Origin of the sequence: Nocardia sp. NPDC050713 (assembly GCF_040654315.1) — a bacterium.
Classification (GTDB): Bacteria; Actinomycetota; Actinomycetes; order Mycobacteriales; family Mycobacteriaceae; genus Nocardia.
Window position 1 is genome coordinate 217,800 of record NZ_JBFAHS010000009.1, and the last position, 24,038, is coordinate 241,837.

A 24,038-nucleotide genomic window follows, 5' to 3' on the forward strand; every position below is an offset into this window, starting at 1 on the left:
CGAGGCGTGCCTAGCGTGAAATGCATTCCAACGAGTGCGGATCGCGTGGTCCGCCGATCCCAGGAGACGATCCTCGATGACCCCCAATGTGATTCTCGAGTTCATCCTCGGCCTGCTGCGCGACCGCGAGGCCGCGGTGGGTTACTGCGCCAACCCGGAAGGCGCGCTGGCCGCCGCGGGACTGTCCGCGGTCACGCCGGAGGACATCGCCGCGGTGGCCCCGATGGTTGCTGAGTCGGCGTTGGTGGCCGGCGGCTCGCAGCTGTCGGCGATCGTCGCGGCGGGCACGTCGGCCGGTGCCGCCGTCGGCGTCGGTGCGGCCGCGTCGGCGGGTGCGAACGCGGCGGTCGGCGCGGGCGTCGACCTGGGCGCCGGTGTGAACACCGACATCGACCTCGGCGCGGACGTGAACACCGACATCGACCTCGGCGCGGATCTGAACACCGACATCGACCTCGGCCTGAACGGCGATCTCGGCGCGGGGCTCGACCTGGGCGGCGCGCTCGGCGCGGGCCTCGGCGGGGTTCTCGGCGCGGGCGCGGGTGTGGGCGCTGGTCTGGGTGGTGCTGTCGGTGGGGTGCTGGATGGCGTCGGGGATATCGCTGCCGGAGCGGGCGCCGGTCTCGGTGGCGTGCTCGAGGGGGCTCTCGGTGCGGGCGCGGGTGTGGGCGCTGGTCTGGGTGGTGCTGTCGGTGGCGTGTTGGACGGTGTCGGTGATATCGCCGCCGGAGCGGGTGCTGGTTTGGGTGGTGCGCTCGATGTGGGCCTGGGCGCGGGTGCTGGTTTGGGTGGTGCGCTCGACGCGGGCCTCGGCGCTGGCGCTGACCTGGGCGCGGGTCTCGAAGGTTCCGTCGGCGCTGGTCTGGAAGGCGCGGTGGGTGCGGGCGCGGGTCTCGGCGGCGCGCTGGAAGGCACGATCGGATCCGTCGCGGAGGCGGGCGCGGACCTGTCTGCGGGCCTCGGCGGCGCTCTAGGCGCAGGCGGCGAGCTCGCGGGCGGGCTCGAAGGGGCGCTCGGCGCAGTCGGAAACGTGGGCGCTGGCCTGGGCGCGGGCCTGGACGGCGCACTCGGAGCTGGCGGCGAGTTCGGCAGCGACCTGTCCGCTGGTGTCGACGGCGCGATCGATGCGGGTGCCGATCTGGGCGCTGGCCTGGGCGGTGCGCTGGACGCGGGCCTCGGTGCCGGTGCCGGAATCGGCGGTGATCTGTCGGCGGGACTCGGTGGCGCTCTTGGTGCCGGTGCGCAGGCGGGTGTCGACCTGGGCGCGGGCCTGGGTGGCGCGCTGGATGCGGGCGCCGATCTCGGCGGTGATCTGTCGGCCGGTCTCGGTGGTGCTCTCGGCGCGGGAGCTCAGGCGGGTGCCGACCTCGGTGCGGGCTTGGGTGGCGCGCTCGATGCTGGCGGCGAGTTCGGCAGTGACCTGTCCGCTGGTGTCGGCGGCGCGATCGACGCAGGCGCAGAAGCCGGTGCCGGCTTGGGTGCGGGCCTCGGTGGTGCGCTGGACGCGGGTGCCGAATTCGGCGGTGGTCTGGCTGGTGGTCTGGATGGCGCGTTGGATGTCGGCCTCGGTGCGGGTACTGAAATTGGCGGTGACCTGTCGGCCGGTCTGGGTGGTGCTCTCGACGCCGGTGCCCAGGCCGGTGCCGATCTGGGCGCGGGCTTGGGCGGTGCGCTGGACGCGGGTGCCGAGTTCGGTGGCGATCTGGCTGGTGGTCTGAGTGGCGCTGTGGATGCGGGCATTGGCGCGGGCGCTGGTCTGGGCGCGGGACTCGAGGGTGCCGTAGGTGCGGGTGCCGAACTGGGCGGTGATCTGTCGGCCGGAATCGATGGTGCTCTCGGCGCGGGAGCTCAGGCGGGTGCCGACCTCGGTGCGGGCTTGGGTGGCGCGCTCGATGCTGGCGGCGAGTTCGGCGGTGACCTGTCCGCTGGTGTCGGCGGCGCGATCGACGCCGGTGCCGGCTTGGGCGGTGCACTCGATGCGGGTGCCGACTTCGGCGGCCAGCTTGCCGGTGGTCTGGAGGGTGCGCTGGATGCGGGCCTCGGCGCGGGCACCGAGCTCGGCGGTGACCTGTCGGCTGGTCTCGGTGGTGCTCTCGGCGCTGGCGCTCAGGCCGGTGCCGATCTGGGCGCGGGCGTAGGGGGTGCGCTGGATGCGGGTGCCGAGTTCGGCGGCGAGCTGGCCGGTGGTCTGGAAGGCGCGTTGGACGCGGGTGTCGGTACGGGCGCCGAACTGGGTGGCGATCTTTCCGCCGGTGTCGGTGGTGCGCTCGGCGCGGGTGCTCAGGCGGGTGCCGATCTGGGTGCGGGACTGGGCGGCGCGATCGACGCGGGTGCGGACTTCGGTGGTCAGCTGGCCGGTGGTCTGGATGGCGCGGTCGACGCGGGTGCCGGGCTCGGTGGTGACCTTTCCGCTGGTCTCGGTGGCGTAATCGACGCCGGTGCCGAGGCGGGCGCTGATTTCGGCGGCGGGCTCGAAGCTGGTCTCGGCGGTGCGGTTGATGCCGGTGCCGGGTTCGGTGGGGATCTGTCGGCTGGTCTCGGCGGTGCGGTCGACGCGGGGACCGAGTTCGGTGGTGATCTGTCGGCCGGTTTCGATGGCGCGCTGGACGCGGGGACGAATCTTGCTGCGGGCGTAGAGGGTGCGCTCGGAGCGGGTGCCGAGGCGGGCGCTGGTCTCGCGGGTGGCCTCGAGTCCGGGTTCGGTGGCGCGGTCGACGCGGGCGCGGACTTCGGCGGTGATCTTGCCGCGGGCCTCGAAGGCGCTGTCGGTGCGGGCACCGGGCTGGCTGGGGGACTGGAGTCCGGGTTCGGCAGCGCGATCGATGCCGGTGCGGACTTCGGCGGTGATCTTGCCGCGGGTGCGGGTGCGGGTCTGGAAGGCGCGTTCGGTGCGGGCGCGGAAGCTGGCGCCGGACTGGCCGGTGGTCTCGAGACCGGGCTGGGTGGCGCGGTCGACGCTGGCGCTGATTTCGGTGGCGACCTGGCCGCGGGTCTGGGCGGCGGCTTCGAGGGTGCGCTGGGTGCCGGTGCGGAAGCCGCGGCCGGTCTGGAAACCGGGCTGGGCGGCGCGCTCGACGCCGGGACTGGTTTGGAGACCGGTCTCGGTGGCGGGTTCGGCGCTGATCTCGCGGCCGGTCTCGGTGGCGCGGTCGATGCGGGCGCCGGTCTGGCCGGTGGGCTGGAAGGCGCGGCGAACGGCGCGCTCGAGGCGGGCGGCGAACTGGCCGGTGGCGTCGAAGGCGCGCTGAGCGCGGGCGCCGAGGCCGGGGCCGGAGTGGCGGCCGGGCTCGGGACCGCGGCGGAGTTCGGCGGCGACTTCGCCGGCGGCATCGGCGGGGCTGTCGAGGCCGGTTCGGGCCTGGGCGCCGGGCTGGAGAGCGGGTTGCAGGGGGCGGTGGAAGCCGGAGCGGGCGTCGGGTCCGGTGTGTCCGGCGGGGCGAACGCGGGTGGTCAGGCGGTCACCGGCCTGGAGACGAGCATGTCGGCCGGGCTGGGCACGGTGCTCGGCGCGGAGCACGAGATCGGCGGCGGGCTGAACAGCGAACTCGGCGGTGTGCTCGCCAGCGGCGCGCAGGGCGGCGCGGAACTGGGCGGCGGTTTGCAGGGCTTGGTCGGCGGTGTGTCCGGGTTCGGCGGCGACCTGTCCGGTGGCGCCGAAGCCGCCGTCGAGGCGGGCGGCGAATTCGGATCCGGTCTGGAGACAGGCCTTTCCGGCGGTATCGAGTCCGGCGCGGCGGCCGGCGCCGACCTGGCGGGCGGCCTCGGCGGCGCGCTCGAAGCGGGCGGCCAGGCGGTGTCCGGGCTCGAGGCGGGCCTCTCGGCGGGTGTCGGCGCGGCCACGCAGGCGGGCGCCGGTCTCACGGCTGGACTCGAGGGTGCGATCGGCGCGGCGGGTCAGGCGGGCGCCGGGCTCGAGTCGGGTCTCTCGGCCGGACTGGGTGCCGCGGGGAACGCGGGCGCTGGCCTGAGTAGCGGCCTCGAAGCTGGTCTGGGCGCTGCCGGGAATGCCGGTGCGGGCCTCAACAGCGGGCTCGAAGCTGGTTTGGGTGCGGCAGGCAACGCCGGTGCCGGTCTGTCCGGCGGCCTGGAAACCGGCCTCGGTGCCGCGGGCAACGCGGGCGCTGGCCTGAACAGCGGGCTCGAAGCCGGTCTCGGTGCCGCCGGAAACGCGGGTGCCGGTCTGTCCGGTGGTCTGGAAACCGGCCTCGGCGCCGCGGGCAACGCGGGTGCGGGCCTCAACAGTGGCCTCGAGACCGGCCTGGGCAACGCGGGCGCCGGTCTGGACTCCGGCCTCGGCGGCGACCTCTCCTCCGGAGCGTCCGGCGCGTTCGAAGGCGGCGCGGACGCCACGGGTTCGCTCGGCGCGCAGGGTGCGCTCGGCGGCGGTTCGGACCTGGGTGGCAGCATCGGATCCACGGCGGAGACCACCGCGAACACCTGGTCGTCGCTGGACGTTTCGAGCGCGTTCGGCTCCGGCTTCGACGGCGGCCTCGGCACTACCGGCGAGACCTCGCTGTTCGCCGAGGGCGAGTCGAGCGCCGAGCTCGGCGGGTCGACGGACCTGTCGGGTGACGCGTTCCTGCACTGAGAGAGGACGACAACGCGATGGGAACACCCGTACCCGCTTCCGCGCCCGGAGTGCCGCTGCTGTCGGTACTGGGTGAGACCATCGCCGCGGCGCGCGCCGCGGGTCGCACCGACCTCGTCGGCCGCCTGGAAACGGCGGCCGACCGGGTCCGCGACCCGCGGCGTCGCATCGTGATCGCGGGCCAACTCGGCCAGGGCAAGAGCCGTTTCGTGAACGCCCTGCTGAACTTCGACATCTGCCCGGTGGGCGACGACGCGACCACGGTCGTCCCCGCCACGCTCTCGCACGGTGAATACGCGCAGGCTCAGTTCCTGCTCACCGAACCGCGCGGCGGCAGCGAGAGCCGGGTGCCGGTCCCGATCGAACAAATTCCGACGATCGACTCCCGCAGCCCGCTCGCCGACGGCAGGCGGATGATGCGCCTGGAGATCCAGCTGCCGAATCCGCTGCTCGCCGACGGCATCGTCCTCGTCGATACCCCGGGCGTCGGAGGTCACGGAAACGCCAGCGCCACAACGGTTCTCGGCATGGTTCCGGCCGCCGACGCGGTGTTCGTGCTGTCCGACGCCTCCACCGAGATCACCGAACCCGAGCTCGCCTTCCTGCGCCAGGTCCGCGAGCTGTGCCCGACGGTCGCGCTGCTGCTCACCAAGATCGATCTGTACCCGCACTGGCGCCAGGTCCACGAGGCGAATCTCGGCCACCTGTACCGCGCCGGGTTGGAGGTGCCGATCATCCCGGTGTCCGCGCTGCTGCGCGAGCACGCCATGCGTTTGCAGGACGCGCAGCTCGGCCAGGAATCGGGTTTCGGTGTGCTGTATCAATTCCTGCGCGAGCAGGTGGTCGCGCGCGACCAGGCCGAGACCCGCGCCGCCGTCGCACGCGACATCCAGTCCGCCGCAGAGCATCTGGCGCTCGCGCTGGGCAGCGAACTCGTCGCGCTGCGCGACCCGAACCAGGGCGCGGCCGCGATCAAGGAACTCCAGTCCGCGAAAGCCGCTGCGGAAGACCTGCATCGGCGCACCGCCGCCTGGCAGCAGACGCTCTCCGACGGAATCACCGATCTCGCAAGCGATGTCGACCACGACCTGCGAGATCGCTTGCGACACCTCACCCGAACCGGCGAGGAGTGGATCGACGAGCACGACCCGGGCAGGCACTGGGACGCCATCACCGAATGGCTCACCGGCACCGTCGACAGTGCCCTCGCCGACAACCTGCTGTGGACCCACAAACGCGCGGTCCAGCTGGCCGAACAGGTCGCCGAACACTTCATCCACTTCGGCGCCGTCGACCTGCCCGACGTGAAGAGCGGATTGAACGCCGAGGACAACCCGATCTCCGGCACCCTCGGCGATCTGGAACCGGACATCGGCTTCGCCAGCAAGCTGCTCGTCGGCATGCGCGGTTCCTACGGCGGTGTGCTGATGGTCGGTCTCGCCAGCACCTTCGCCGGACTGGCCATGCTCAATCCGATCTCCATCGGCGCGGGTGTCATCGTGGGCGGCAAGGCTTTTCGCGACGACAAGCAGGCCCGCCTCGCGCGCCGCCGGGTCGAGGCGAAGAACGCGGTGCGCCGCTTCGTCGACGACGTCGCCTTCCAAGCGGGCAAGGAATCCAAGGACCGCCTGCACCGCATCCACCGCGCCCTGCGCGACCACTACAGCGGTGTCGCCGAGCGCAGCCTCCGCTCCCTCGAGGACTCGCTGCGCGCCGCGCAGGAGGCGGCCACGATGGAGACCGCGCGCCGCACCGAGCGCTGCACCGTGCTGGAACGGCAGCTGCGCTTCGTCGCGGAACTGCGCCGCTACGCCGACGCGATGCAACAGCCCATCGCCGCCGCGCCCGTCCGGGGAGCCCTCGGTACGGTATCGGGGTGATCACGACACCCCACTCGCGCTCGACCAGGGGCGCCGCGTCCTTCCGGTGCGCATCCGTCGAGGCCCGAATCGGCGTTCGCGCCATGGGGCGCCGGTGACCACGAGAGTCGCGCCCGGCATCGTCGTCGAGGCGCATCGGCTGGTGGACGCGGCCAGGCAGGCGTTCGCGCGCGAACCGCGCCCCAGGGCTCTGCTCGCGGACTGCGCGCGCAGGTTGGATCAGCCGCTGCGGGTCGCGCTGGCGGGTTCACTGAAGGCGGGCAAGTCGACGCTGTTGAACTCGCTGGTCGGCCAGGACATCGCCCCGACCGACGCGACCGAGTGCACCAGGGTGGTCACCTGGTATCGCAACGGCCCGACCCCGAGCGTCACCGCGTACGCCCCCGACGGCGCCACCGCGAACGTGGTGGTGCGCCGCGGTGGTGGTGCGCACGGCCTGACCTTCGACCTGGAACGGCTGAACTGGAACGCGCCGAGCCCGCGCGAGGTCGACCATCTCGAGGTCGAATGGCCCGCCGCCGCGCTGGCCCACACCACCATCATCGACACACCGGGCACCTCCTCGCTCTCGCGCGAGGTGTCCCGCCGCACCGCCCGCCTGCTGACCCCCGACGACGAGGAGGCCGAGGCCACCCTTTCCGTCCCCGGCGCCGACGCGGTCGTCTATCTGCTGCGCAGGTTGGACGCCACCGACGTTCGCTTCCTGGAGCGCATCGGTTCGGGAACCGCTGCGCGGCAAGGCGCTTCGGGATTGACCGGTCCTCTCGGTGTGGTCGGTGTGGTCTCACGGGCGGATGAGATCGGTGCTGGACGCATCGACGCACTGCATTCGGCTCGCGACGTCGCGTCCCGGTTCGCCACCGAGCTGGAGCGAACCGGGTTGTGCCAGGCCGTGATTCCCGTCGCAGGCCTGCTCGCCTTCGCCGCGGAGACGCTGCGGCAACAGGAGTTCACCGCGTTCCAGGCCTTGGCGAGCGTCCCGGTGGACGAGCTGACCGCGGCGATGTTGTCGGCGGATCGCTTCGCGCGCCCCGACATTCCGCTGCCCGTCGCGCCGGAACTGCGCGCCCAGCTGGCCGAGCGTTTCGGCATGTTCGGTATTCGCATGGCCGTCACTTTGATTCGGCTCGGCGTCCGCGATTCCGCCACGCTCGCGGCGGAATTGACCAGCCGCAGCGGCGTCGACGAGCTGCGTTCGGTGCTCGATGTCCAGTTCGGCCAGCGGGCCGACCAACTCAAGGCGCATTCGGCACTGACGGCACTGGCCAGGGTGCTGACCGCCTATCCAGGCACCTCCGCCGATCAACTGATGCCCCGAGTCCGCACCCTGCTCGCCGACGTGCACGGTTTCGCCGAACTGCGCCTGCTCGGGCGCTTGCGCACCGACGAATTGACCCTGCCCCCAGCGGATCTCGCCGAACTGCACCGTTTGATCGGCGGCTCGGGCATCGCACCCCACCTGCGCCTCGGCCTCCCGCCGAACGCGGGCCCGGAGGCCCAGCGCGCGCAGGCCGTCGCCGCGGTCCGCAAATGGCGCGAACGCGCCCGCCACCCCATGGCCGACCAGCTCACCACCCTCGCCTGCCTCACCGCCGCCCGCAGCGCCGAGGGCACGTTGAGCATGCTGCCCCCGGCGCCGGAGATGCGCATGGGCCGCCGCTGATCGGCTTCCGCGCGGTGGCGACAACACCTCGATCGTGCGCCCTGAGGTATGCGCAGGTCTCTCGAGCTGCTGCTGGCGACACTCGAGAACCGGCAGCCCGGCGGCTTCGACGAACAGGCGGTTGAATTGGTCACCGCCGCGTGCGCCCCGACTTCCGCCCATGTGAGTCGGCGACGGTAGTGATAGCCGGATACCGAGCGCCAACGAGATCGCATGACCGACTCGGATCCGGCACGACCGGCCCGCCGTGGTCGACAACTCCGGATCGATCGCTTCCCGCGCGGTGCACACCCAGACGTGGCTGGAATGGCTGCGGTGCTGCCGCTCAGCGAACTCGGCAACATGGCGAGCAGCGTTGGTGAGCACATTGCCCGCGCACTGCCGCGGTTCGATTCCCTGGCATCAACGCGCCGACTCGGGGTACGCGTCCGGCAGGAGTACTTCCGCCTCGCCTTCGGCCGTGCGTGGTCTGTGGGCGGACGGCGCCTGTAAGGAGGCCGTGATGAGCGATCGCGAAGTCGTGCAGACCCTGCTGGACCGCGCGGGCACCGGGTACGCCGCCGAGGCGGGCATCAAGCTCGCGGACAAACCAGCGCCGCTGTTCCAATTACTGATGCTCGCCGAACTGCTGAGCACTCGAATCTCCGCCGACATCGCCGTTTCCGCCGCCAAGGAACTGATCGACAGCGGTTACCGCACGCCGCAGAAGGTCGCCGACGCCGACTGGCAAGACCTCGTCGACGCCCTCGGCCGCGCCCACTACAAGCGCTACGACGAGAGCACCGCGACCCGGCTCGGTGCGAACGCCCACCGGGTCCTCGACCAGTACCACGGTGACCTGCGCGAACTTGCCTCCGCGGCGGACGGTGACGCCCATCGGGCCGCCGACCTGCTCCAAGAATTCGACGGCATCGGCCCGACCGGCAGCGACATTTTCCTGCGCGAAGTCCAAGACACCTGGCCCTGGGCCCGCCCTCATTTCGACGACCGCGCCCTTCGCGGCGCCCGCCGAGTCGGCCTCCCCGCCGCCCCGGAGAAACTCGCCGACTTGGCCCCGCGCGACCGCATCGCCGACTTGGCCGCGGCACTGGTCCGAGTCACCCTGGACGACAAGGTCGCAGACGACCTCCCAACCTGACCCGCCCGCTGCCGCGTGCGCACCAGCGCCACATCAGGCAACTCCCACACGCCCCGCACACGCCTCACACAGCCACCGCCTATGCGAGGAGTGCACACCCTCTGTGGCAACCGCAGCACACCTGCCGCCATGACCCCTGCGACCGACGGCCATCGGTAGAGAAGAGGCGGTTGCTCTTCACGGCGTGAGGGCCGAGCTGGTCGGGTCGATCAGAATCTTGGCGTGCCGCTCCGGATTGCCGAGCGCGGTGAAGGCGTTGTCGATGCCCTCCAACCCGACCGTGCCGGTGACGAGCGGCGCGGGGTCGACCTTGCCGTCGGCGATCATGTGCAGTGTGTCGCGGAACTCGCCCGGGTCGTAGCCGAGCACGAAGCGCAGCTCGATCTCCTTGTTGATCGCCATCGCCGGGTGGAAGCGGTCGGTCTCCATGCACACGCCGACCACCACGACCCGGGACAGCGGCGGAGCGGCGGTGAGAATTTGGTCGATGATGCCAGGAACGCCGACGCATTCGAAGATCACCGGTCCGGCGGGTCCGCCCTCGAACGTGTGCGCGAGCCGAAAGACATACCACCACGGCAGATTCGGGACCCGGCGCAGGCGCTGCATGGTGTCGAATCCGAGTCCCAGCAGATCCGTGACGCTCCCGATCCCCTTCTTTGGCGCTGCCTCCCAAGGGGATTCGGCCGCCGGATCCACCACGACATCCGCACCGCACGCGGCGGCGAGTTCGCGGCGGCGCGGCGAGAAGTCGCTCGCGATCACCGTGCGAACGCCCGCCGCTTTCAGCATGCTGATCACCGCGAGACCGATCGGCCCGCAGCCGATCACGAAAGCGGTCCGACCCTTGCCGACCCGCCCCTTGCGAACGGCGTGCCAGGCCACCGCCATCGGTTCGGTGAGCGCGGCCAGCTCCGCCGAAAGTCCGTTCGGCACTGGCATGGTCATCGACTCTTGCACCACCACCTGCTCGGCGTAGCCGCCGGGCGCGGCCGTCGTCAGTCCGGTGAGATGCGGCTGTCCGTCGTGCCGGATGATCGGCAAGGCAACGACTTTCGTCCCCGGCTTCCACCGCTTCCGGCAGTCTGGACCGTATTCGACTATCTCCCCGCTGAATTCGTGCCCGAGCACCACACTCTGCTCGGACCGCATGAACCCGTCGTACCCGGTCGCGCTCGCCAAATCGGCCATCTCGTCGGCATGCGTCCGAGCATGCAGATCAGATCCGCAGATCCCACACCGAACCACATTGAGCAACACCTGCCCGCGCCCCGGCCGCGGCGTCGGCAACTCCTCGACCTGGAATTTCGTATTCGTCACGACAGCGGCTCGCAAACCGAACTCCTCTCGGACCACCCCGCGCCGAACCTACCACCGCCCGGCCGACCCCCGCGGCCGATCGAATTCCAGCGACCCGCGACTCTCAGCCGTTGACGAAGGTGAGGCTGGTCGGGTCGTAGCGGGTGCCGGCGATCTGGGAGGGCGGGGCGGCGGATTCGATGGCGGTGAGGTCTTCGGGGGTGAGGGTGAGGGAGAGCGCGGCGAGGTTTTCCTCGAGGTAGCGCTGGCGTCGGGTGCCGGGGATGGGGACGACGTCGTCGCCGCGGTGCTGCACCCAGGCCAGGGCGAGTTGGCCCGCGGTGACGCCCTTGGCGGCGGCGAGTTCGTTCAGTTTCGCGACGATCGCCAGGTTCTGTTCCAGGTTGCCGTCGGCGAAACGGGGCTGGCTGCGGCGCACGTCGGTCTCCGCCAATTCGTCGACCGAGTTGTATCGGCCGGTCAGGAAGCCGCGGCCGAGCGGGGAGAACGGGACGATGCCGACGCCGAGCTCGCGGCAGACCGGGAGAATTTCGGCTTCCAGGTCGCGGGTCCACAGCGACCACTCGCTCTGCAACGCGGCGATCGGATGCACCGCGTGCGCCCGCCGGATGGTTTGCGCGCTTGCCTCGGAAAGCCCGAGGTGACGGACCTTTCCGGCCCGCACGAGCTCGGCCATGGCGCCGACGGTCTCCTCGATCGGCACCCGCGGGTCGACGCGGTGCTGGTAGTAGAGGTCGATATGGTCGACGCCGAGCCTCCGCAGCGACGCGTCGCACGCCTGCCGCACGTAGGCGGCGTCGCCGCGGATCGCGGTGGGTTCGCCGAGGCGGTTGGCGAAGCCGAACTTCGTGGCGAGCACCACCTCGTCGCGGCGTCCGGCGATGGCCCGGCCGATCAGCTCCTCGTTGTGGCCGGAGCCGTAGAAGTCGGCGGTGTCGAGGAGGGTCACCCCGAGATCGAGTGCGCGGTGCAGTGTCGCGATCGATTGCGCGTCGTCCGCGGCGCCGTATCCGTGACTCATCCCCATGCATCCCAGGCCCTGCGCGGAGACCGCGAGTCCGCCGAGATGCCGGATGCGACCGTCGATCATGGTGCTACCTCCTGTGCTCGAAAAACCTTCTGGCGTAAGACGCTATGAGTTGGAGTGCGCTCCATGTCAACAAGCGGACACCGAGACCGCGAGTGTGCTCCGCGACCCGGGTTCGGGGTCGACTGCTCGAGCGCGAGCCGCACCGAACTTCCGCTGACGGCGCGGTAGATCCGATCGGAAGCAGATGGGAAATGCCCCGCCAGGTGAATTTCCCCAGCGGCCGGGCATACCTGCTTCTGGCCATTCCCGCCCCCGCGCCGATCGGAGCCTGCCGTGATCCACACCCTGCTGTCCGCCGAGGACTTCCGCCAGGCCCTCGCCAACAACGCCAAGGTCGTCGTCTACTGCCAGGTCGAGCGAGACCCGGAGTGCCAGGACATCAAGAAAGAACTCGACCGCCTCGCCGAGGAGCATGCGGACGTCTCGTTCTTCGCGCTCGACCTGGACACCGTCCGGGACGCCGTGGGGCAGGAACTCGACGACCCGGTCGAGCCGCCGAGCTACTACCTCTTCCTGGACGGAAAACGGGTCGACGTGGTGCGCGGAGCCGCCCGAAACCTGACCGCCGCGTTGAGCGCGCACTTCTGACCCCGCGAACTCCTACCCGCCGCGTGCCGATCGACGTGACGTCTGGCTACCCGCGCTGGCGGTGCTTCGCGTTTTCGCCGAGGGGCACCGGTGTGCCGAACCGCGTCGGCTCGCCCGACAGTCGCGGATGACGCCTACGCGAGCGCCAAGAAGACGAGCGACGCCAGCACCACGAGCCCCGAGAGGACCATCCCCACCGTATTCCCCAGCTCAGTCCGCGACGCCCGGGTCGCTTTGTCCAACCCTTCCTCCTTGGCCGACGGCAGGAAGAACAAAACGATGAAGCCGATCGGACCGGCCGCGAGCAACCAGGCCAACGGTTGCAACCCCTTCTTGTACGCGAGTGTGCCGACCAAAGCCATCATGGCGATCGCGATTCCGACCTGCATCCGTCCTCATCCCCGAGCGTTGCGCTGACCTGCCTGCATCGTCTCGGCGGAAATGCTTGTTACACAGCGCAATCGACAATCACGCCACCGAGGCATCGGCGGTTCTCATGGGTAGGTCGTGATACCAGGCGACGACCAAGGCGCTTATCGTCCGCACGCCCGGCTCGGACTCTCATTCGATCCGAGTCGATGAATCCGAACGCCCACTTCGACCCGCCGCCGCGGCACCAAATCTTCGTCGACCTTCGCTCGGAACGGACAGGAATTGCGCGATGGCTTCACGAGTCAACTCCGCGACCGTGACGCCTCGTCGCTGCGCCTCATGGCGCAATCGCTCACCGAGCTCGTCGGGTAGCTTCACGGTCGTCGGCATCATGGTATGCAAGCACGTCTTTCAGACCGACTTGACGATCCCCCCGTCGATCAAGTGATCCGACCCCGTAATACTCCCCGCCACATCCGAAAGCAGGAACGTGATCAGCGCCGCGACCTCGTCCGGCTCGGTGATCCGCCCCGTCACCATCCCCATCCGCGCGGGCACGTGACCGAGGAACTCGGCTTGCTCCACCGCGACAGCCGCGGCCAGCTTTCCGCCGAAACCGTCCGGCGCCTCCCAGATATCGGTCCGCACCGGACCCGGGGAAACGGTCGCCACCCGAACACCTTGTGGGCCAAGCTCTTCGGACAACCCCTTGCCGAACGCGGTGAGCGCGGCCTTGGCGACGTTGTAAGCCAGCGGCGGTCCGGCCGGGCGGCGCGCGCCGATCGATGACACGTTCACGATCGCACCGCCGCCGTCGGTCAGGAACGGCAGCGCCGCCCTGGTGACCCTGACGGCGGCAAAGAGGTTGAGATCGAACACTTCTCGCCAGTGCGCGTCATCGATACTGGCGAATCCGCCGATGTCCACCGCGTCCCCGCCGCCGACATTGTTGACGAGCAGATCGATGCCGCCGAGTTCGGCCGTCGCACGCTCCACCAGTTCGTCCGCACTCTCGGGCGCGGCGAGGTCGACCGCCACGGCCACCGCACCCGTCGCCTCGAGTTCGGCGGTGGGTTTGCGCGCCGCGCCGACGACGCGCACGCCCTCGCCGGTCAGCCGGCGCACCGTCGCGAGCCCGATGCCGCGACTCGCCCCGGTGACGACCGCGGTCTTGCCGTTGAGCTGGAGATCCATGGTGCCTTCCATTCTTTAACTAGAGGTACAAAACTGGGGTGTGCGAAAGCCGCTCGAAAGCAGAGAATTCAGAGCGAGTCGATCACCGCGTCGATCGTGCGCATCGAACGGTCCGGCCCGTCGGCCGTCTTGGACAGCACCTGCATCCCGACCAACGTGCTGAGCAGCATGCTGGCGATCGCCCGCGAATCCCGGCCGCGGTCGATCTCCCCGGTGCGCTGCCCTTCCTCGATGGCGGCCTGGAACGCCGCCTCCGTGCGGTCGAACATCCGCCGGACCAGCGCGGTGGCCGCCGCGTCCGCGCCGCCGAGCGCCGCCGCGGTGTTCACCGCGAAGCAGCCGCGACGGTCCGGATCGGCGAGATTGGTCTCCGCGACCAGTCGCAACGCGCCGCGTAGCCGCTCTTTCACCGACCCGGATTGCTCGAGCAGTCCCGTGATGGCCGCGGCCTGATTGTCCCGGTAGTGCCCGAGCGCCCGCTCGAACAGCGCGTGCTTACTGCCGAAAGTGTTGTAGAGGCTGCCTTTTCCGATGCCGAGCGCGTCCACGAGGTCCTGCGGGGTCGTGTCGGCATAGCCCTTGCGCCAGAACACCTCGGTCGCCCGTGCCACCGCGGCCTCCGGATCGAACTGTTTCGGCCTGCCCACGCGATCGAGCGTAGTCGGTTTTGTACCCGTAGGTCAATTTTAATTTCTGGGAATAGGTCGCGCAGGTCGGAGGTTGAGCTTGTCGACGATGTTGAGCGTGTCGGACTCAAGTTTGAGTTGACGCCCGGCGCGGATCGGGTGCAAGATTGAGCCGACCACGCTCAGCGTTGCTGGGACCGTGCTCCGTGAGGTGCTAGGGGCGAGGTCTCGCGGCGGTGCGACGCACACGCCGTAGGGCGGGCCAGACTCGCCCGGCACCGACAAGTAAGTACGTCAATCAGGAGGAACCAACATGGCTCGTGCGGTCGGAATCGACCTCGGGACCACGAACTCGGTAGTCGCCGTTCTCGAAGGCGGCGAGCCGGTCGTCGTCGCCAACTCGGAAGGATCGCGCACCACCCCGTCGATCGTCGCGTTCGCGAAGAACGGCGAGGTGCTGGTCGGTCAGCCTGCCAAGAACCAGGCCGTGACCAACGTCGACCGCACCATCCGCTCCGTCAAGCGCCACATCGGCACGGACTGGTCCGTCGGCATCGACGAGAAGAAGTACACCGCGCAGGAGATCAGCGCGCGCGTGCTGATGAAGCTCAAGCGCGACGCGGAGGCCTACCTCGGTGAGGAGATCACCGACGCGGTCATCACCGTGCCCGCCTACTTCGAGGACTCGCAGCGCCAGGCGACCAAGGAAGCCGGTCAGATCGCCGGTCTGAACGTGCTGCGTATCGTCAACGAGCCCACCGCTGCCGCGCTCGCGTACGGCCTGGACAAGGGCGACAAGGAACAGACCATCCTGGTCTTCGACCTCGGTGGCGGCACCTTCGACGTCTCGCTGCTGGAAATCGGCGAGGGCGTCGTCGAGGTCCGCGCCACCTCCGGTGACAACCACCTCGGTGGCGACGACTGGGACGAGCGGGTCGTCGGCTGGCTGGTCGACAAGTTCAAGGGCACCTCGGGCATCGACCTGACCAAGGACAAGATGGCCATGCAGCGTCTGCGCGAGGCTGCCGAGAAGGCCAAGATCGAGCTGTCCTCGTCGCAGTCGACCTCGATCAACCTGCCCTACATCACCGTCGACGCGGACAAGAACCCGCTGTTCCTCGACGAGCAGCTGACCCGCGCCGAGTTCCAGAAGATCACCTCGGACCTGCTGGACCGCACTCGTGCGCCGTTCCAGTCCGTGATCAAGGACGCCGGCATCAACGTCGCCGACATCGACCACGTGGTCCTCGTCGGTGGCTCGACCCGTATGCCCGCCGTCTCCGATCTGGTCCGCGAGCTGACCGGCGGCAAGGAGCCCAACAAGGGCGTGAACCCGGACGAGGTCGTCGCCGTGGGCGCCGCCCTGCAGGCCGGCGTGCTCAAGGGTGAGGTCAAGGACGTCCTGCTGCTCGATGTGACCCCGCTGTCGCTGGGCATCGAGACCAAGGGCGGCGTGATGACCAAGCTCATCGAGCGCAACACCACCATTCCGACCAAGCGCTCGGAGACCTTCACCACGGCCGACGACAACCAGCCGTCGGTGCAGATCCAGGTGTTCCAGGGTGAGCGCGAGATCGCCTCGCACAACAAGCTGCTCGGCTCCTTCGAGCTGACCGGCATCCCGCCGGCCCCGCGCGGCGTGCCGCAGATCGAGGTCACCTTCGACATCGACGCCAACGGCATCGTGCACGTCACCGCGAAGGACAAGGGCACCGGCAAGGAGAACACGATCAAGATCCAGGACGGCTCCGGCCTGTCCAAGGAGGAGATCGACCGGATGGTGAAGGACGCCGAGGCGCACGCGGCCGAGGACAAGGCGCGTCGCGAGGAGGCGGAGACCCGCAACCAGGCCGAGTCGCTGGTGCACCAGACCGAGAAGTTCATCAAGGAGAACGAGGACAAGGTGCCCGCGGACGTGAAGTCCAAGGTCGAGGCGGCCATTGCCGAGGCCAACGAGGCGCTGAAGGGCACCGACATCGCGGCCGTGAAGTCCGCGGTGGAGAAGCTCGCCACCGAGTCGCAGGCGCTCGGCCAGGCCATCTACGAGGCCTCCGCCGCCGAGCAGGCCGCGTCCGGCAACGGCGCGTCCAGCTCCGCGAACGACGACCAGGTCGTCGATGCCGAGGTCGTTGACGAGCCGGTCGACACGGAGAAGAAGTGACCGAGGACAACCAGGGCGATTCGGCACAGGAGCCGATCACCTTCGTCGACAAGCGCAAGGTCGATCCGGCCACCGGTGAGGTCCGGGAACCGGTCGCGGACAACGCGACCGGGCCCGGCCCCGAGGGCGCGAACGGTGCGGAAGGCAATGGCGTCGGGACTGCCGAGGCAGCCGAGACGCTGGCCGACACGATCGGTGTCGAGCTGGCCGAGCGCACCGCCGACCTACAGCGGCTGACCGCGGAATACGCCAACTACCGGCGCCGCGTCGAGCGCGACCGCAAGGCCGCCATCGACGGCGCCAAGGCGGCCGTGGTCACCGAACTGCTCGGCGTGCTCGACGATCTGGATCGCGCGAGGGCCCACGGCGACCTCGAGTCCGGACCGCTGAAGTCGGTGGCGGACAAACTGGTCGACGCGCTGCGCAAGCAAGGCCTCGAGGAGTTCGGCACGGAGGGCGAGCCCTTCGATCCGACCCTGCACGAGGCCGTGCAGCACGAGGGTTCCGGCGCGGATCCGGTGCTCGGTGTCGTAATGCGCAAGGGCTATCGGTTCGGCGATCGGGTGCTTCGGCACGCGCTCGTCGGGGTAACCGATGGCGTGGCCGATCTGGCTGAGAACGAGGCATCGGATGCAGATGCCAATGCTGACGACTAACACTGCTGCGCGAGCGACGGACCCGGAGGCGGTAGCGAAGCGTGGCCACGTAGGGGCCCGGGAGCGCGGCGAATCCAACCCCGCTGCGCGAGCGACGGACCCGGAGGCGGTAGCGAAGCGTGGCCGCGTAGGGGCCCGGGAGCGCGGCGAATCCAACACTGCGAAAGGAGGAGATACTCGGTGAGCCAACGGGAGTGGATCGAAAAGGACTTCTACAAGGAGCTGGGTATCTCCTCCAGCGCTTCGCAGGACGAGATCAAGAAGGCGTACCGCAAGCTCGCCCGCGACCTGCATCCGGACGCCAATCCGGGTGACACCAAGGCCGAGGAGCGCTTCAAGGCCGTCAGCGAGGCGCATGCCGTGCTGTCGGATCCGGCCAAGCGCAAGGAGTACGACGACACGCGAAAACTCTTCGCGGGCGGCGGTTATCCGCGTGGCGGGTTCACACCCGGTGGCGGGGGCGGCTTCTCGCAGGACTTCAATATCGGCGATATCTTCGGCGGCGCCACCACAGGTGACGGCGGGCTCGGTGACCTGCTCGGCGGCCTGTTCAATCGGGGCGGCACCCGCTCCACGAGCAGGCCGCGGCGCGGCGCCGACGTGGAGACCGAGACGACCCTGGGCTTCCGCGAGGCCGCGCAGGGCGTCACCGTTCCGCTGCGGATGACAAGTCCGTCGCCGTGCACCACGTGTCACGGCAGCGGTGCGAAACCGGGGACCAGTCCCCGGGTCTGCCCCAACTGCAACGGCGCCGGTGTGATCAGCCGCAACCAGGGCGCGTTCGGATTCAGCGAGCCGTGCGACGAGTGCCGGGGTTCCGGCTCGATCATCGACGACCCGTGCCCCGACTGCCACGGCAACGGGATCCAGAACCGCACCCGCACCATCACGGTGCGGATTCCGCCGGGCGTCAGCGACGGCCAGCGGATCCGGTTGGCGGGGCAGGGCGAGGCGGGACTGCGCGGTGCGCCCTCGGGCGACCTGTACGTCAGCGTGCACGTCAGCCAGGACAAGGTCTTCGGCCGCAACGGCGACGACCTCACCCTGGTGCTGCCGGTCAGTTACGCTGAGTTGGTGCTCGGCACAACGGTTTCCGTGCCCACATTGGAAGGGCGCGTCGGCGTGAAGGTGCCGCCGGGCACCGCCGACGGCCGGATCCTGCGGGTGCGTGGCCGCGGCGTTCCCAAGCGCGGCGGCGGCGCGGGTGACCTGCTGGTCACCGTCAAGGTCGCGGTGCCGCAGAAACTGGACAGCGATGCCACCGACGCGCTGGAGCGCTACCGGGAGGCGGAGAAGTCCAGCGGATTCGATCCTCGTGCGGGATGGGCAGGTGCGTGATGTCCACTGATCCGAAGAAGGCGTCCGGTGCGTCGCGAACCGAGTTCTTCATGATCTCGGTGGCGGCCCAGCTGGCGGGCATGCACGCGCAGACCCTGCGCACCTATGACCGCCTGGGACTCGTGACGCCGCAACGTACTTCGGGTGGCGGGCGACGTTATTCGGCGCGGGACGTCGAGCTGCTGCGCGAAGTGCAGCGGCTGTCCCAAGACGAGGGCGTGAACCTGGCGGGCATCAAACGCATCATCGAACTGACCAATCAGGTCGAGGAATTACGCGAGCAACTCGCCGAGACGCGTGCGGAATTGGAGCGGCTGCGGGCGGGCTACCGTCCGGATCTCACTCCGCCGCAACGCAGTACGGCGCTGGTGGTGTGGAAGCCACGTAATCAGCGCTGAGGCGAAGGGTTCTCGGGCCCCGCTGCCGACCTCTCGGGTCGGAGCGGGGCCCTTCGCTATTTCTGGTCATTTGATCAGTAGTTGGACGCGCGGGAAATTCCGAGAGACGCTCCGATGAAATGCAGTGGAAGTTTGCTGGAGGAGTACTCGAGTTTGCTGGGCCACAGGTCTTTTCGCGGTCGTATTCGTACGGTGTATCGAACCGTCTGGTCCGCTTGTTCTCGACGCCGCGAATGCGCGGAAATTGCTCCGGCGCGGGTCCCGGTGGCGTGCGGGCGGTTGCCCAAAGATCGCTCGCCCCAGGTCAACTGGACGAGTCTTGCAAACCGGGGCACGCGAATTCGGTGAAGGTGCGACCGAATCCAGCGCTCTATTACGGTCTTTCGGTCTGTTATTTGGGGGTTTTGCTCTTTCGATTCTTGTTTCGGTGGAATTACACGCGTGATGTTCGAAGGTGGCATTCCGTTGCTGGCTAACCTCGCCTACACTCCATGGCATCGGCTGCTGTCGAGTGTCCCGCAGCACCTCACTCGCCGGCGCGCATTATGTTCTAGTGCGAAATGGGGTTGTGAGACAAATGGATTCGCGGACTGTCGCTTTGATCAGAACGACGTTCAAGGCGGTTGCTGCGGAGGAAGGGGGGCCGGAAAGACTAGCCAGGTCGTTCTACGCGACCCTGTTCTCGGACTATCCGCAGGTCCGCGATTTCTTCCCCGCCGCGATGGATTCGCAGCGTGACCGTCTCGTCAAGGCCATCGGCTACGCGCTCGATCGGCTCGAGGAACCGAACAAGCTGTTGCCGTTCCTCGCTCAACTCGGCCGCGATCACCGCAAATACGGTGTGCAGGCCGAACATTACGCCGCGGTGGCCACTTCGCTGAAGACCGCGATGCGGCGCTTCGCGGGTACCGAGATGTGGACCGACGAGGTCGAGAGGGCCTGGGACGAGGGCCTGACGGTCATCAGCGAGACGATGATGGGCGCCGCCGAGAAGGAGATGACGCCCGCGGTCTGGTCCGGCCGGGTGCTGGAGAACCGGCTCGTCCTACGCAATCTCGCCATCGTGCGATTACAGCTCGATCAGCCGATGCAGTACGCCGCGGGTCAATACATGAGCGTGCAGATCCCGTCGCGGCCGCGGATGTGGCGGTACCTCTCGCCCGCCGTGCCCGCGAATGCCAACGGCGAGATCGAGTTCCACGTGCGCGGCGTGCTCGGCGGCTGGGTCAGCCCGGCCATCGTCGGCCAGACGCAGGTCGGGGACCAGTGGCTGATCGGCTCGCCGCTCGGCGGCCTCGGCGTGCCGCGCAACACCAAACGCAAGATGCTCATGGTGGGCTGCGGCACCGGTATCGCGCCGCTGCGCGCCCAGCTCATGCAAATGGCGCAGCGGCGAACCAATCCGAAGGTGCACCTGTTCGTCGGCGGCCATCACCCGTGCGATCTCTACGATTTGGAGACGTTGAGCAAGCTGGCCATGGCCAACCGCTGGCTGACCGTCACGCCGGTCAGCGAGAGCGACGAAAACCCTTGGTGGTATTACGAAGCCGGAGAGGTCGAGCGAATGTGGCCGGGCCTGGAGCCGCGCATGACCGGCCAGATCGGCAAGGTCGTCGCCAGCTACGGGCCGTGGGCCGATCGCGACGTGCAGATCGTCGGCTCGCCCTCGATGGTGCAGACCACCAAGTTCCGCTTGATGGCGGCGGGCACCCAGACCAAGAACATCCGCCACGATCCGCTGTTCTGAGTCGTCGTTCCGGCGAAGGTCGGGATCCAAGCGGGTGACGACTATCCGCGGGTCTGCGACTGGATCCCGGCCTTCGCCGGAACGATGGCCGTCAAAGTCCTTCGTACTGAATGCGTTCGGCCGGCGTGCCGGTCTCCACGAGCCGATCCAGCGTGGCCCGCGTCATCGCGGGGGAACCGCACACGAGCACCTGGTGGCGATCGAAGGCGCCGTGCGAGCCGATCACGTCGGCGAGCGTGCCCTCGAGCAGTTCGTCCGCGGGGAAACCGATGTCCACGCGCGTCTGCTCGTACCACTCGTCTGCCCAGTTCGGGTCCTCCAGGCTCTCCACCACCGGGACGACGGTGAGCCAGTCCAGCTCCTCGGCGAGCAGGTAGAGCATGTCGGCGGCGTACAGGTCGCGCGGTGAGCTGCCGCCGACGAACAGATAGGTGCGCGGCGGCTCGGGCACCCGCGCCAGTTCCAGGATCTGCGAACGCATCGGCGCGAGGCCGGTGCCGCCCGCGATCATCACCACCTCGTCGCCCTCCGGGTCGACGGTGAAGGTTCCCTGCGGCGCGGCGATCCGCCATTCGTCGCCCGGTTGGGTTTCGGCGACCAGCGAGCCGCTGAGCCAGCCGCCCGGCACGGTGCGCACGTGGAACTCCAGCTTGCCGTCCAACGAGGGCGGTAGCGCGGGGGAGAGCCTGCGGCGCACGCCGGGCTGCTGCGGCGCCCGGACCTCGACGGATTGGCCCGCGACGAACGGCACGAACTCGCCGATCAGGCGGATCACCGCCACGTCGTGGCGTAAGCGGTGGTGGCCGACGACGGTCGAGGTCCACTCCGCTTGCGCGACTCCGTTGCCGAGCGTGCCCGGCTCCGTCATAGGAACTCCTCTGTAGTTGTGCGGCGCGGGCCGCGTTGGATCAGACGGGATCGCAGCTGATGACGTGTTCCGGCGTGCCGACCGCGATGAGCGCCCTGCGGGTCTCGGCGATCATCCGCGCCGAGCCCGCGATCTGGATCTGGCGGTCGGCCCAGGCGCCGAAGCTGGCCACCACCGCGCCCAGATTGCCGACCAGCCTGCGGTGCATGCCGTAGGGCGCGTCGGCGGCGGGGTGCGGGTACCACCACGGGTTGGTCTTCTGCTCGCAGACCGGGACGATGGTGAGCCACGGATTGCTCTGCGAGAGCTGCCACATGTTCTCCACGTCGTAGAGATCGCACGGGTAGCGGCCGCCGATGAAGAAGTGCACGCGCGGGTTGATGCCGCGCTGGCTCATCTCGATGAGCTGGGCGCGCAGCGGGGCGATGCCGGTGCCCGCGCCGATGAGCAGCACGTCGCGCCCGGCGTCGCGGTCGACGTGCAGGCCGCCGAGCGGGCCGCCGATCAGCCAGCGATCGCCCACCTGCGTCTCGTTGACGATGGCCGGGCTCACCCAGCCGCCGCGGATCTTGCGCACGTGGAATTCGATCTCGCCGTAGGGATTCGACGGGATCGCCGGTGAGAAGTAGCGCCACATCTTGGGTCGCTGCGGCACGGCGACGGGCACGTACTGTCCGGCTTGGTAGGGCACGGGTGAGTCGGATTGCAAACGCACGATGGCCAGGTCTTCGAGCACCCTGCGGTGGCCGACCACCGTCGCCTCCCAGTACGGCTGGGATTTGTCGGAGTTGGCGCCGATGGCCATCGACGCCGAGATCAAGATGGTGATGTCGCGCCAGCCCTCTTCGAGCTGACGGTTCCACATCGCGCCGTTGTACACCCGGAACGCGGCGAGCAACGCACGGCCCGCCTGGTCGTAGTGTGCGGCTTCGACGCCGTATTTCCGATGGTCGCGCGCCAGCTGCTCGAGAAACTTCTGCGCGCGGTCCCAATCCTCTAGGTGGTCGAGCACGAACTGGATGGCCGTGGCCAGCCGCTTCGGTTGCATGTCCATCGCGGGCGGGAACAGCTCGCGCAAACGCGGGTTCTCGGCGAACAGATGACCATAGAACGCACTGATCAACCGCTCGGGTCCGCCCGGTGACTCGCTCACCGAACGGAAGTTGGCGCGGACCAGCGCTGCAGAACGCGCATCCACGACGAGATTCCCTTCCTTCCCGCTTGTAGCTGCGCATCCGATATTCGACTGCTGCGCAGGGACGTGCCCGTAACCGGGAGTCCTTCGGGGTACAAGTATCCCCGAAAAGTCCGTGGTCGTGTGGGTATGCGCAGCATGCTCTCGACCGCTCCGAGTTATCCCTCGGCTAAGTCGGCAGCTCGGGATGTATGCCCGGCCGGCTCTCGCGGCGCTCACGCGCCCGCTGCTGCCTCGCTGCGCTCGGCCCCATGGTTGGGCCAACGACCAGAGTACCGGGGGTCGGGGAACCTTGTATGGTGCGGTTCGCTGGAGGGGTACGCTCACGCCCCGGCAACCGCAGCGCGAACGGCGGGGGCGACCTGCTCCGCGTAGCGCCGGATCTGTTCCGCCGGGTCGCCCTCGGTCGGCCAGAAGACGAAGCCGTCGACGCGCTGCTCGGCGTGCAGCGCGGTCAGATCGTCCACCCACCGGCTCACCGGTCCCTCGAGAAAGCCGTGATCGACGCCGTTGTCGGTGATGGTGCCCGAGACGTTGTAGATCCGGCGGATCGCGTATGGGTCCCGGCCCGCGCCCGCCGCCGCGTCGTCGATCCGCTTGCCCGCCTCGGTGAGGAACTCCGGCGGCGCCCACGCGGCCGAGGGCAGCCAGCCGTCGGCGAGCGTACCGACCAGCGTCAGCATGCGCGGTCCCATCGCGCCGAGCCAGATGCCGGGATCGTGCCGCGGACGCGGGCCGGGATGCGCGCCCGCGAGCCGATGGAACGCGCCGGGTACCCGGACCGCGCGCTCGTCGCTCCACATCGCCCGGATGACGTGGATCGCCTCGGCCAGCGCCCACACCGCCTCGCCCTTGCTCAGCCGCTCGCCGCCCATGGCCGCGATGGCGTCCCAGAACGCGCCGGCTCCGAGCCCGAGCTGGATCCGCCCGCCGGTCATGATGTCCAGTGAGGCAACGGATTTGGCGAGCACCGCGGGGTTGCGCAGCGGCAGGTTCGCGACATCGGGGAAGAAGGTGATCCGTTCGGTGCGCACGGCGAGCGCGGTGATCAGGGTCCAGGTGTCCAGAAAACGGCGCTGGTAGGGGTGGTCTTGGATGCCGATGAGGTCGAGCTCGGCGGATTCGGCGTAGGCCGCCAGCTCGGTGAGCTGGCGGTAGTCGTCGGCGCCGGGGATCAGGAAGAGCCCGAATTCGACAGGGCGAGCGCTCATCTCGC

General features: G+C 69.2%; 22 protein-coding genes and 1 pseudogene. 12 read left to right on the plus strand and 11 right to left on the minus strand.

Going from position 1 to position 24,038, the window contains the following annotated elements; all coding sequences use genetic code 11:
* Positions 1 to 76: 76 nt before the first annotated feature.
* Positions 77 to 175 (plus strand): annotated as a pseudogene (locus tag AB0H49_RS18945) (hypothetical protein); the annotation flags it as partial.
* On the opposite strand, the gene AB0H49_RS18950 reads toward AB0H49_RS18945, so the two are convergent.
* Positions 142 to 384, minus strand: coding sequence for a hypothetical protein (locus AB0H49_RS18950; protein WP_357253180.1), 243 nt, complete (start codon positions 382 to 384; stop codon positions 142 to 144). The pseudogene AB0H49_RS18945 and the gene AB0H49_RS18950 overlap by 34 nt on opposite strands.
* Positions 385 to 584: 200 nt before the next feature.
* On the opposite strand from AB0H49_RS18950, the gene AB0H49_RS18955 reads away from it, so the two are divergent.
* Complete coding sequence (locus AB0H49_RS18955; protein WP_357253183.1) at positions 585 to 974, plus strand: hypothetical protein; 390 nt, start codon at positions 585 to 587, stop codon at positions 972 to 974.
* Here AB0H49_RS18955 and AB0H49_RS18960 read toward each other — a convergent pair.
* On the minus strand, positions 971 to 3,517 hold the full coding sequence (locus AB0H49_RS18960) for a hypothetical protein (protein WP_357253186.1): 2,547 nt from the start codon (positions 3,515 to 3,517) through the stop codon (positions 971 to 973). The genes AB0H49_RS18955 and AB0H49_RS18960 overlap by 4 nt on opposite strands.
* On the opposite strand from AB0H49_RS18960, the gene AB0H49_RS18965 reads away from it, so the two are divergent.
* From AB0H49_RS18965 to AB0H49_RS18980, 4 genes are all read left to right on the plus strand, one after another.
* Positions 3,479 to 4,588: a hypothetical protein gene (locus AB0H49_RS18965; protein WP_357253188.1), complete on the plus strand. Its 1,110-nt coding sequence runs from the start codon at positions 3,479 to 3,481 to the stop codon at positions 4,586 to 4,588. The two genes, AB0H49_RS18960 and AB0H49_RS18965, sit on opposite strands and share 39 nt — an antisense overlap.
* A 17-nt stretch (positions 4,589 to 4,605) precedes the next feature.
* Positions 4,606 to 6,468: a dynamin family protein gene (locus tag AB0H49_RS18970; protein ID WP_354998581.1), complete on the plus strand. Its 1,863-nt coding sequence runs from the start codon at positions 4,606 to 4,608 to the stop codon at positions 6,466 to 6,468.
* 94 nt (positions 6,469 to 6,562) lie between these two features.
* On the plus strand, positions 6,563 to 8,131 hold the full coding sequence (locus AB0H49_RS18975; RefSeq protein WP_357253054.1) for a dynamin family protein: 1,569 nt from the start codon (positions 6,563 to 6,565) through the stop codon (positions 8,129 to 8,131).
* Positions 8,132 to 8,633: 502 nt separating this feature from the next.
* Entirely contained in the window at positions 8,634 to 9,269 is a 636-nt protein-coding gene (locus AB0H49_RS18980; RefSeq protein WP_357253057.1) for an endonuclease, read from the plus strand.
* Positions 9,270 to 9,446: 177 nt separating this feature from the next.
* Here the strand turns inward: AB0H49_RS18980 and AB0H49_RS18985 are convergent, their stop codons facing one another.
* Complete coding sequence (locus AB0H49_RS18985) at positions 9,447 to 10,604, minus strand: zinc-binding dehydrogenase (RefSeq protein ID WP_354998584.1); 1,158 nt, start codon at positions 10,602 to 10,604, stop codon at positions 9,447 to 9,449.
* Between the two features lie 88 nt (positions 10,605 to 10,692).
* A complete protein-coding gene (locus AB0H49_RS18990) occupies positions 10,693 to 11,664 on the minus strand; it encodes an aldo/keto reductase (RefSeq protein WP_354999020.1) in 972 nt (323 codons plus the stop codon).
* A 288-nt stretch (positions 11,665 to 11,952) separates the two neighbouring features.
* Here AB0H49_RS18990 and AB0H49_RS18995 point away from each other — a divergent pair, with 288 nt between their 5' ends.
* Positions 11,953 to 12,267 carry a thioredoxin domain-containing protein gene (locus AB0H49_RS18995; RefSeq protein ID WP_354998585.1) on the plus strand — a complete coding sequence of 105 codons (315 nt, stop codon included), beginning with the start codon at positions 11,953 to 11,955 and terminating at the stop codon, positions 12,265 to 12,267.
* 134 nt (positions 12,268 to 12,401) lie between these two features.
* Here the strand turns inward: AB0H49_RS18995 and AB0H49_RS19000 are convergent, their stop codons facing one another.
* From AB0H49_RS19000 to AB0H49_RS19015, 4 genes are all read right to left on the minus strand, one after another.
* The gene (locus AB0H49_RS19000; RefSeq protein WP_354998586.1) at positions 12,402 to 12,656 is read right to left on the minus strand and encodes a hypothetical protein; all 255 of its coding nucleotides are present in this window, start codon (positions 12,654 to 12,656) and stop codon (positions 12,402 to 12,404) included.
* A gap of 172 nt (positions 12,657 to 12,828) precedes the next feature.
* Positions 12,829 to 13,032 carry a CopG family transcriptional regulator gene (locus AB0H49_RS19005; protein ID WP_354998587.1) on the minus strand — a complete coding sequence of 68 codons (204 nt, stop codon included), beginning with the start codon at positions 13,030 to 13,032 and terminating at the stop codon, positions 12,829 to 12,831.
* Positions 13,033 to 13,050: 18 nt separating this feature from the next.
* Positions 13,051 to 13,845 (minus strand): oxidoreductase, encoded by a 795-nt coding sequence (locus AB0H49_RS19010; protein ID WP_354998588.1) that lies wholly within the window; start codon positions 13,843 to 13,845, stop codon positions 13,051 to 13,053.
* 56 nt (positions 13,846 to 13,901) lie between these two features.
* Entirely contained in the window at positions 13,902 to 14,480 is a 579-nt protein-coding gene (locus AB0H49_RS19015) for a TetR/AcrR family transcriptional regulator (protein WP_357253063.1), read from the minus strand.
* A gap of 292 nt (positions 14,481 to 14,772) precedes the next feature.
* Here AB0H49_RS19015 and dnaK point away from each other — a divergent pair, with 292 nt between their 5' ends.
* From dnaK to AB0H49_RS19040, 5 genes are all read left to right on the plus strand, one after another.
* Positions 14,773 to 16,620: a molecular chaperone DnaK gene (gene dnaK, locus AB0H49_RS19020; RefSeq protein WP_357253066.1), complete on the plus strand. Its 1,848-nt coding sequence runs from the start codon at positions 14,773 to 14,775 to the stop codon at positions 16,618 to 16,620.
* On the plus strand, positions 16,617 to 17,276 hold the full coding sequence (gene grpE, locus AB0H49_RS19025; RefSeq protein WP_354998591.1) for a nucleotide exchange factor GrpE: 660 nt from the start codon (positions 16,617 to 16,619) through the stop codon (positions 17,274 to 17,276). Before dnaK ends, grpE begins: the two co-directional genes overlap by 4 nt.
* Before the next feature lie 180 nt (positions 17,277 to 17,456).
* Positions 17,457 to 18,614, plus strand: coding sequence for a molecular chaperone DnaJ (gene dnaJ / locus AB0H49_RS19030; RefSeq protein ID WP_354998592.1), 1,158 nt, complete (start codon positions 17,457 to 17,459; stop codon positions 18,612 to 18,614).
* Positions 18,614 to 19,012, plus strand: a complete 399-nt coding sequence (locus AB0H49_RS19035; RefSeq protein ID WP_354998593.1) for a helix-turn-helix transcriptional regulator — start codon at positions 18,614 to 18,616, stop codon at positions 19,010 to 19,012. The genes dnaJ and AB0H49_RS19035 overlap by 1 nt, the downstream gene beginning before the upstream one ends.
* A 577-nt stretch (positions 19,013 to 19,589) precedes the next feature.
* A complete protein-coding gene (locus tag AB0H49_RS19040; RefSeq protein ID WP_357253070.1) occupies positions 19,590 to 20,759 on the plus strand; it encodes a globin domain-containing protein in 1,170 nt (389 codons plus the stop codon).
* Positions 20,760 to 20,850: 91 nt separating this feature from the next.
* Here the strand turns inward: AB0H49_RS19040 and AB0H49_RS19045 are convergent, their stop codons facing one another.
* The 3 genes from AB0H49_RS19045 to AB0H49_RS19055 all read right to left on the minus strand — a co-directional run bounded on the left by AB0H49_RS19045 (position 20,851) and on the right by AB0H49_RS19055 (position 24,033).
* Positions 20,851 to 21,627: an FAD-binding oxidoreductase gene (locus AB0H49_RS19045; protein ID WP_357253072.1), complete on the minus strand. Its 777-nt coding sequence runs from the start codon at positions 21,625 to 21,627 to the stop codon at positions 20,851 to 20,853.
* Positions 21,628 to 21,667: 40 nt separating this feature from the next.
* On the minus strand, positions 21,668 to 22,825 hold the full coding sequence (locus AB0H49_RS19050) for an FAD-binding oxidoreductase (RefSeq protein WP_354998596.1): 1,158 nt from the start codon (positions 22,823 to 22,825) through the stop codon (positions 21,668 to 21,670).
* Between the two features lie 320 nt (positions 22,826 to 23,145).
* On the minus strand, positions 23,146 to 24,033 hold the full coding sequence (locus AB0H49_RS19055) for an LLM class flavin-dependent oxidoreductase (RefSeq protein WP_357253075.1): 888 nt from the start codon (positions 24,031 to 24,033) through the stop codon (positions 23,146 to 23,148).
* Between the last annotated feature and the right edge of the window lie 5 nt (positions 24,034 to 24,038).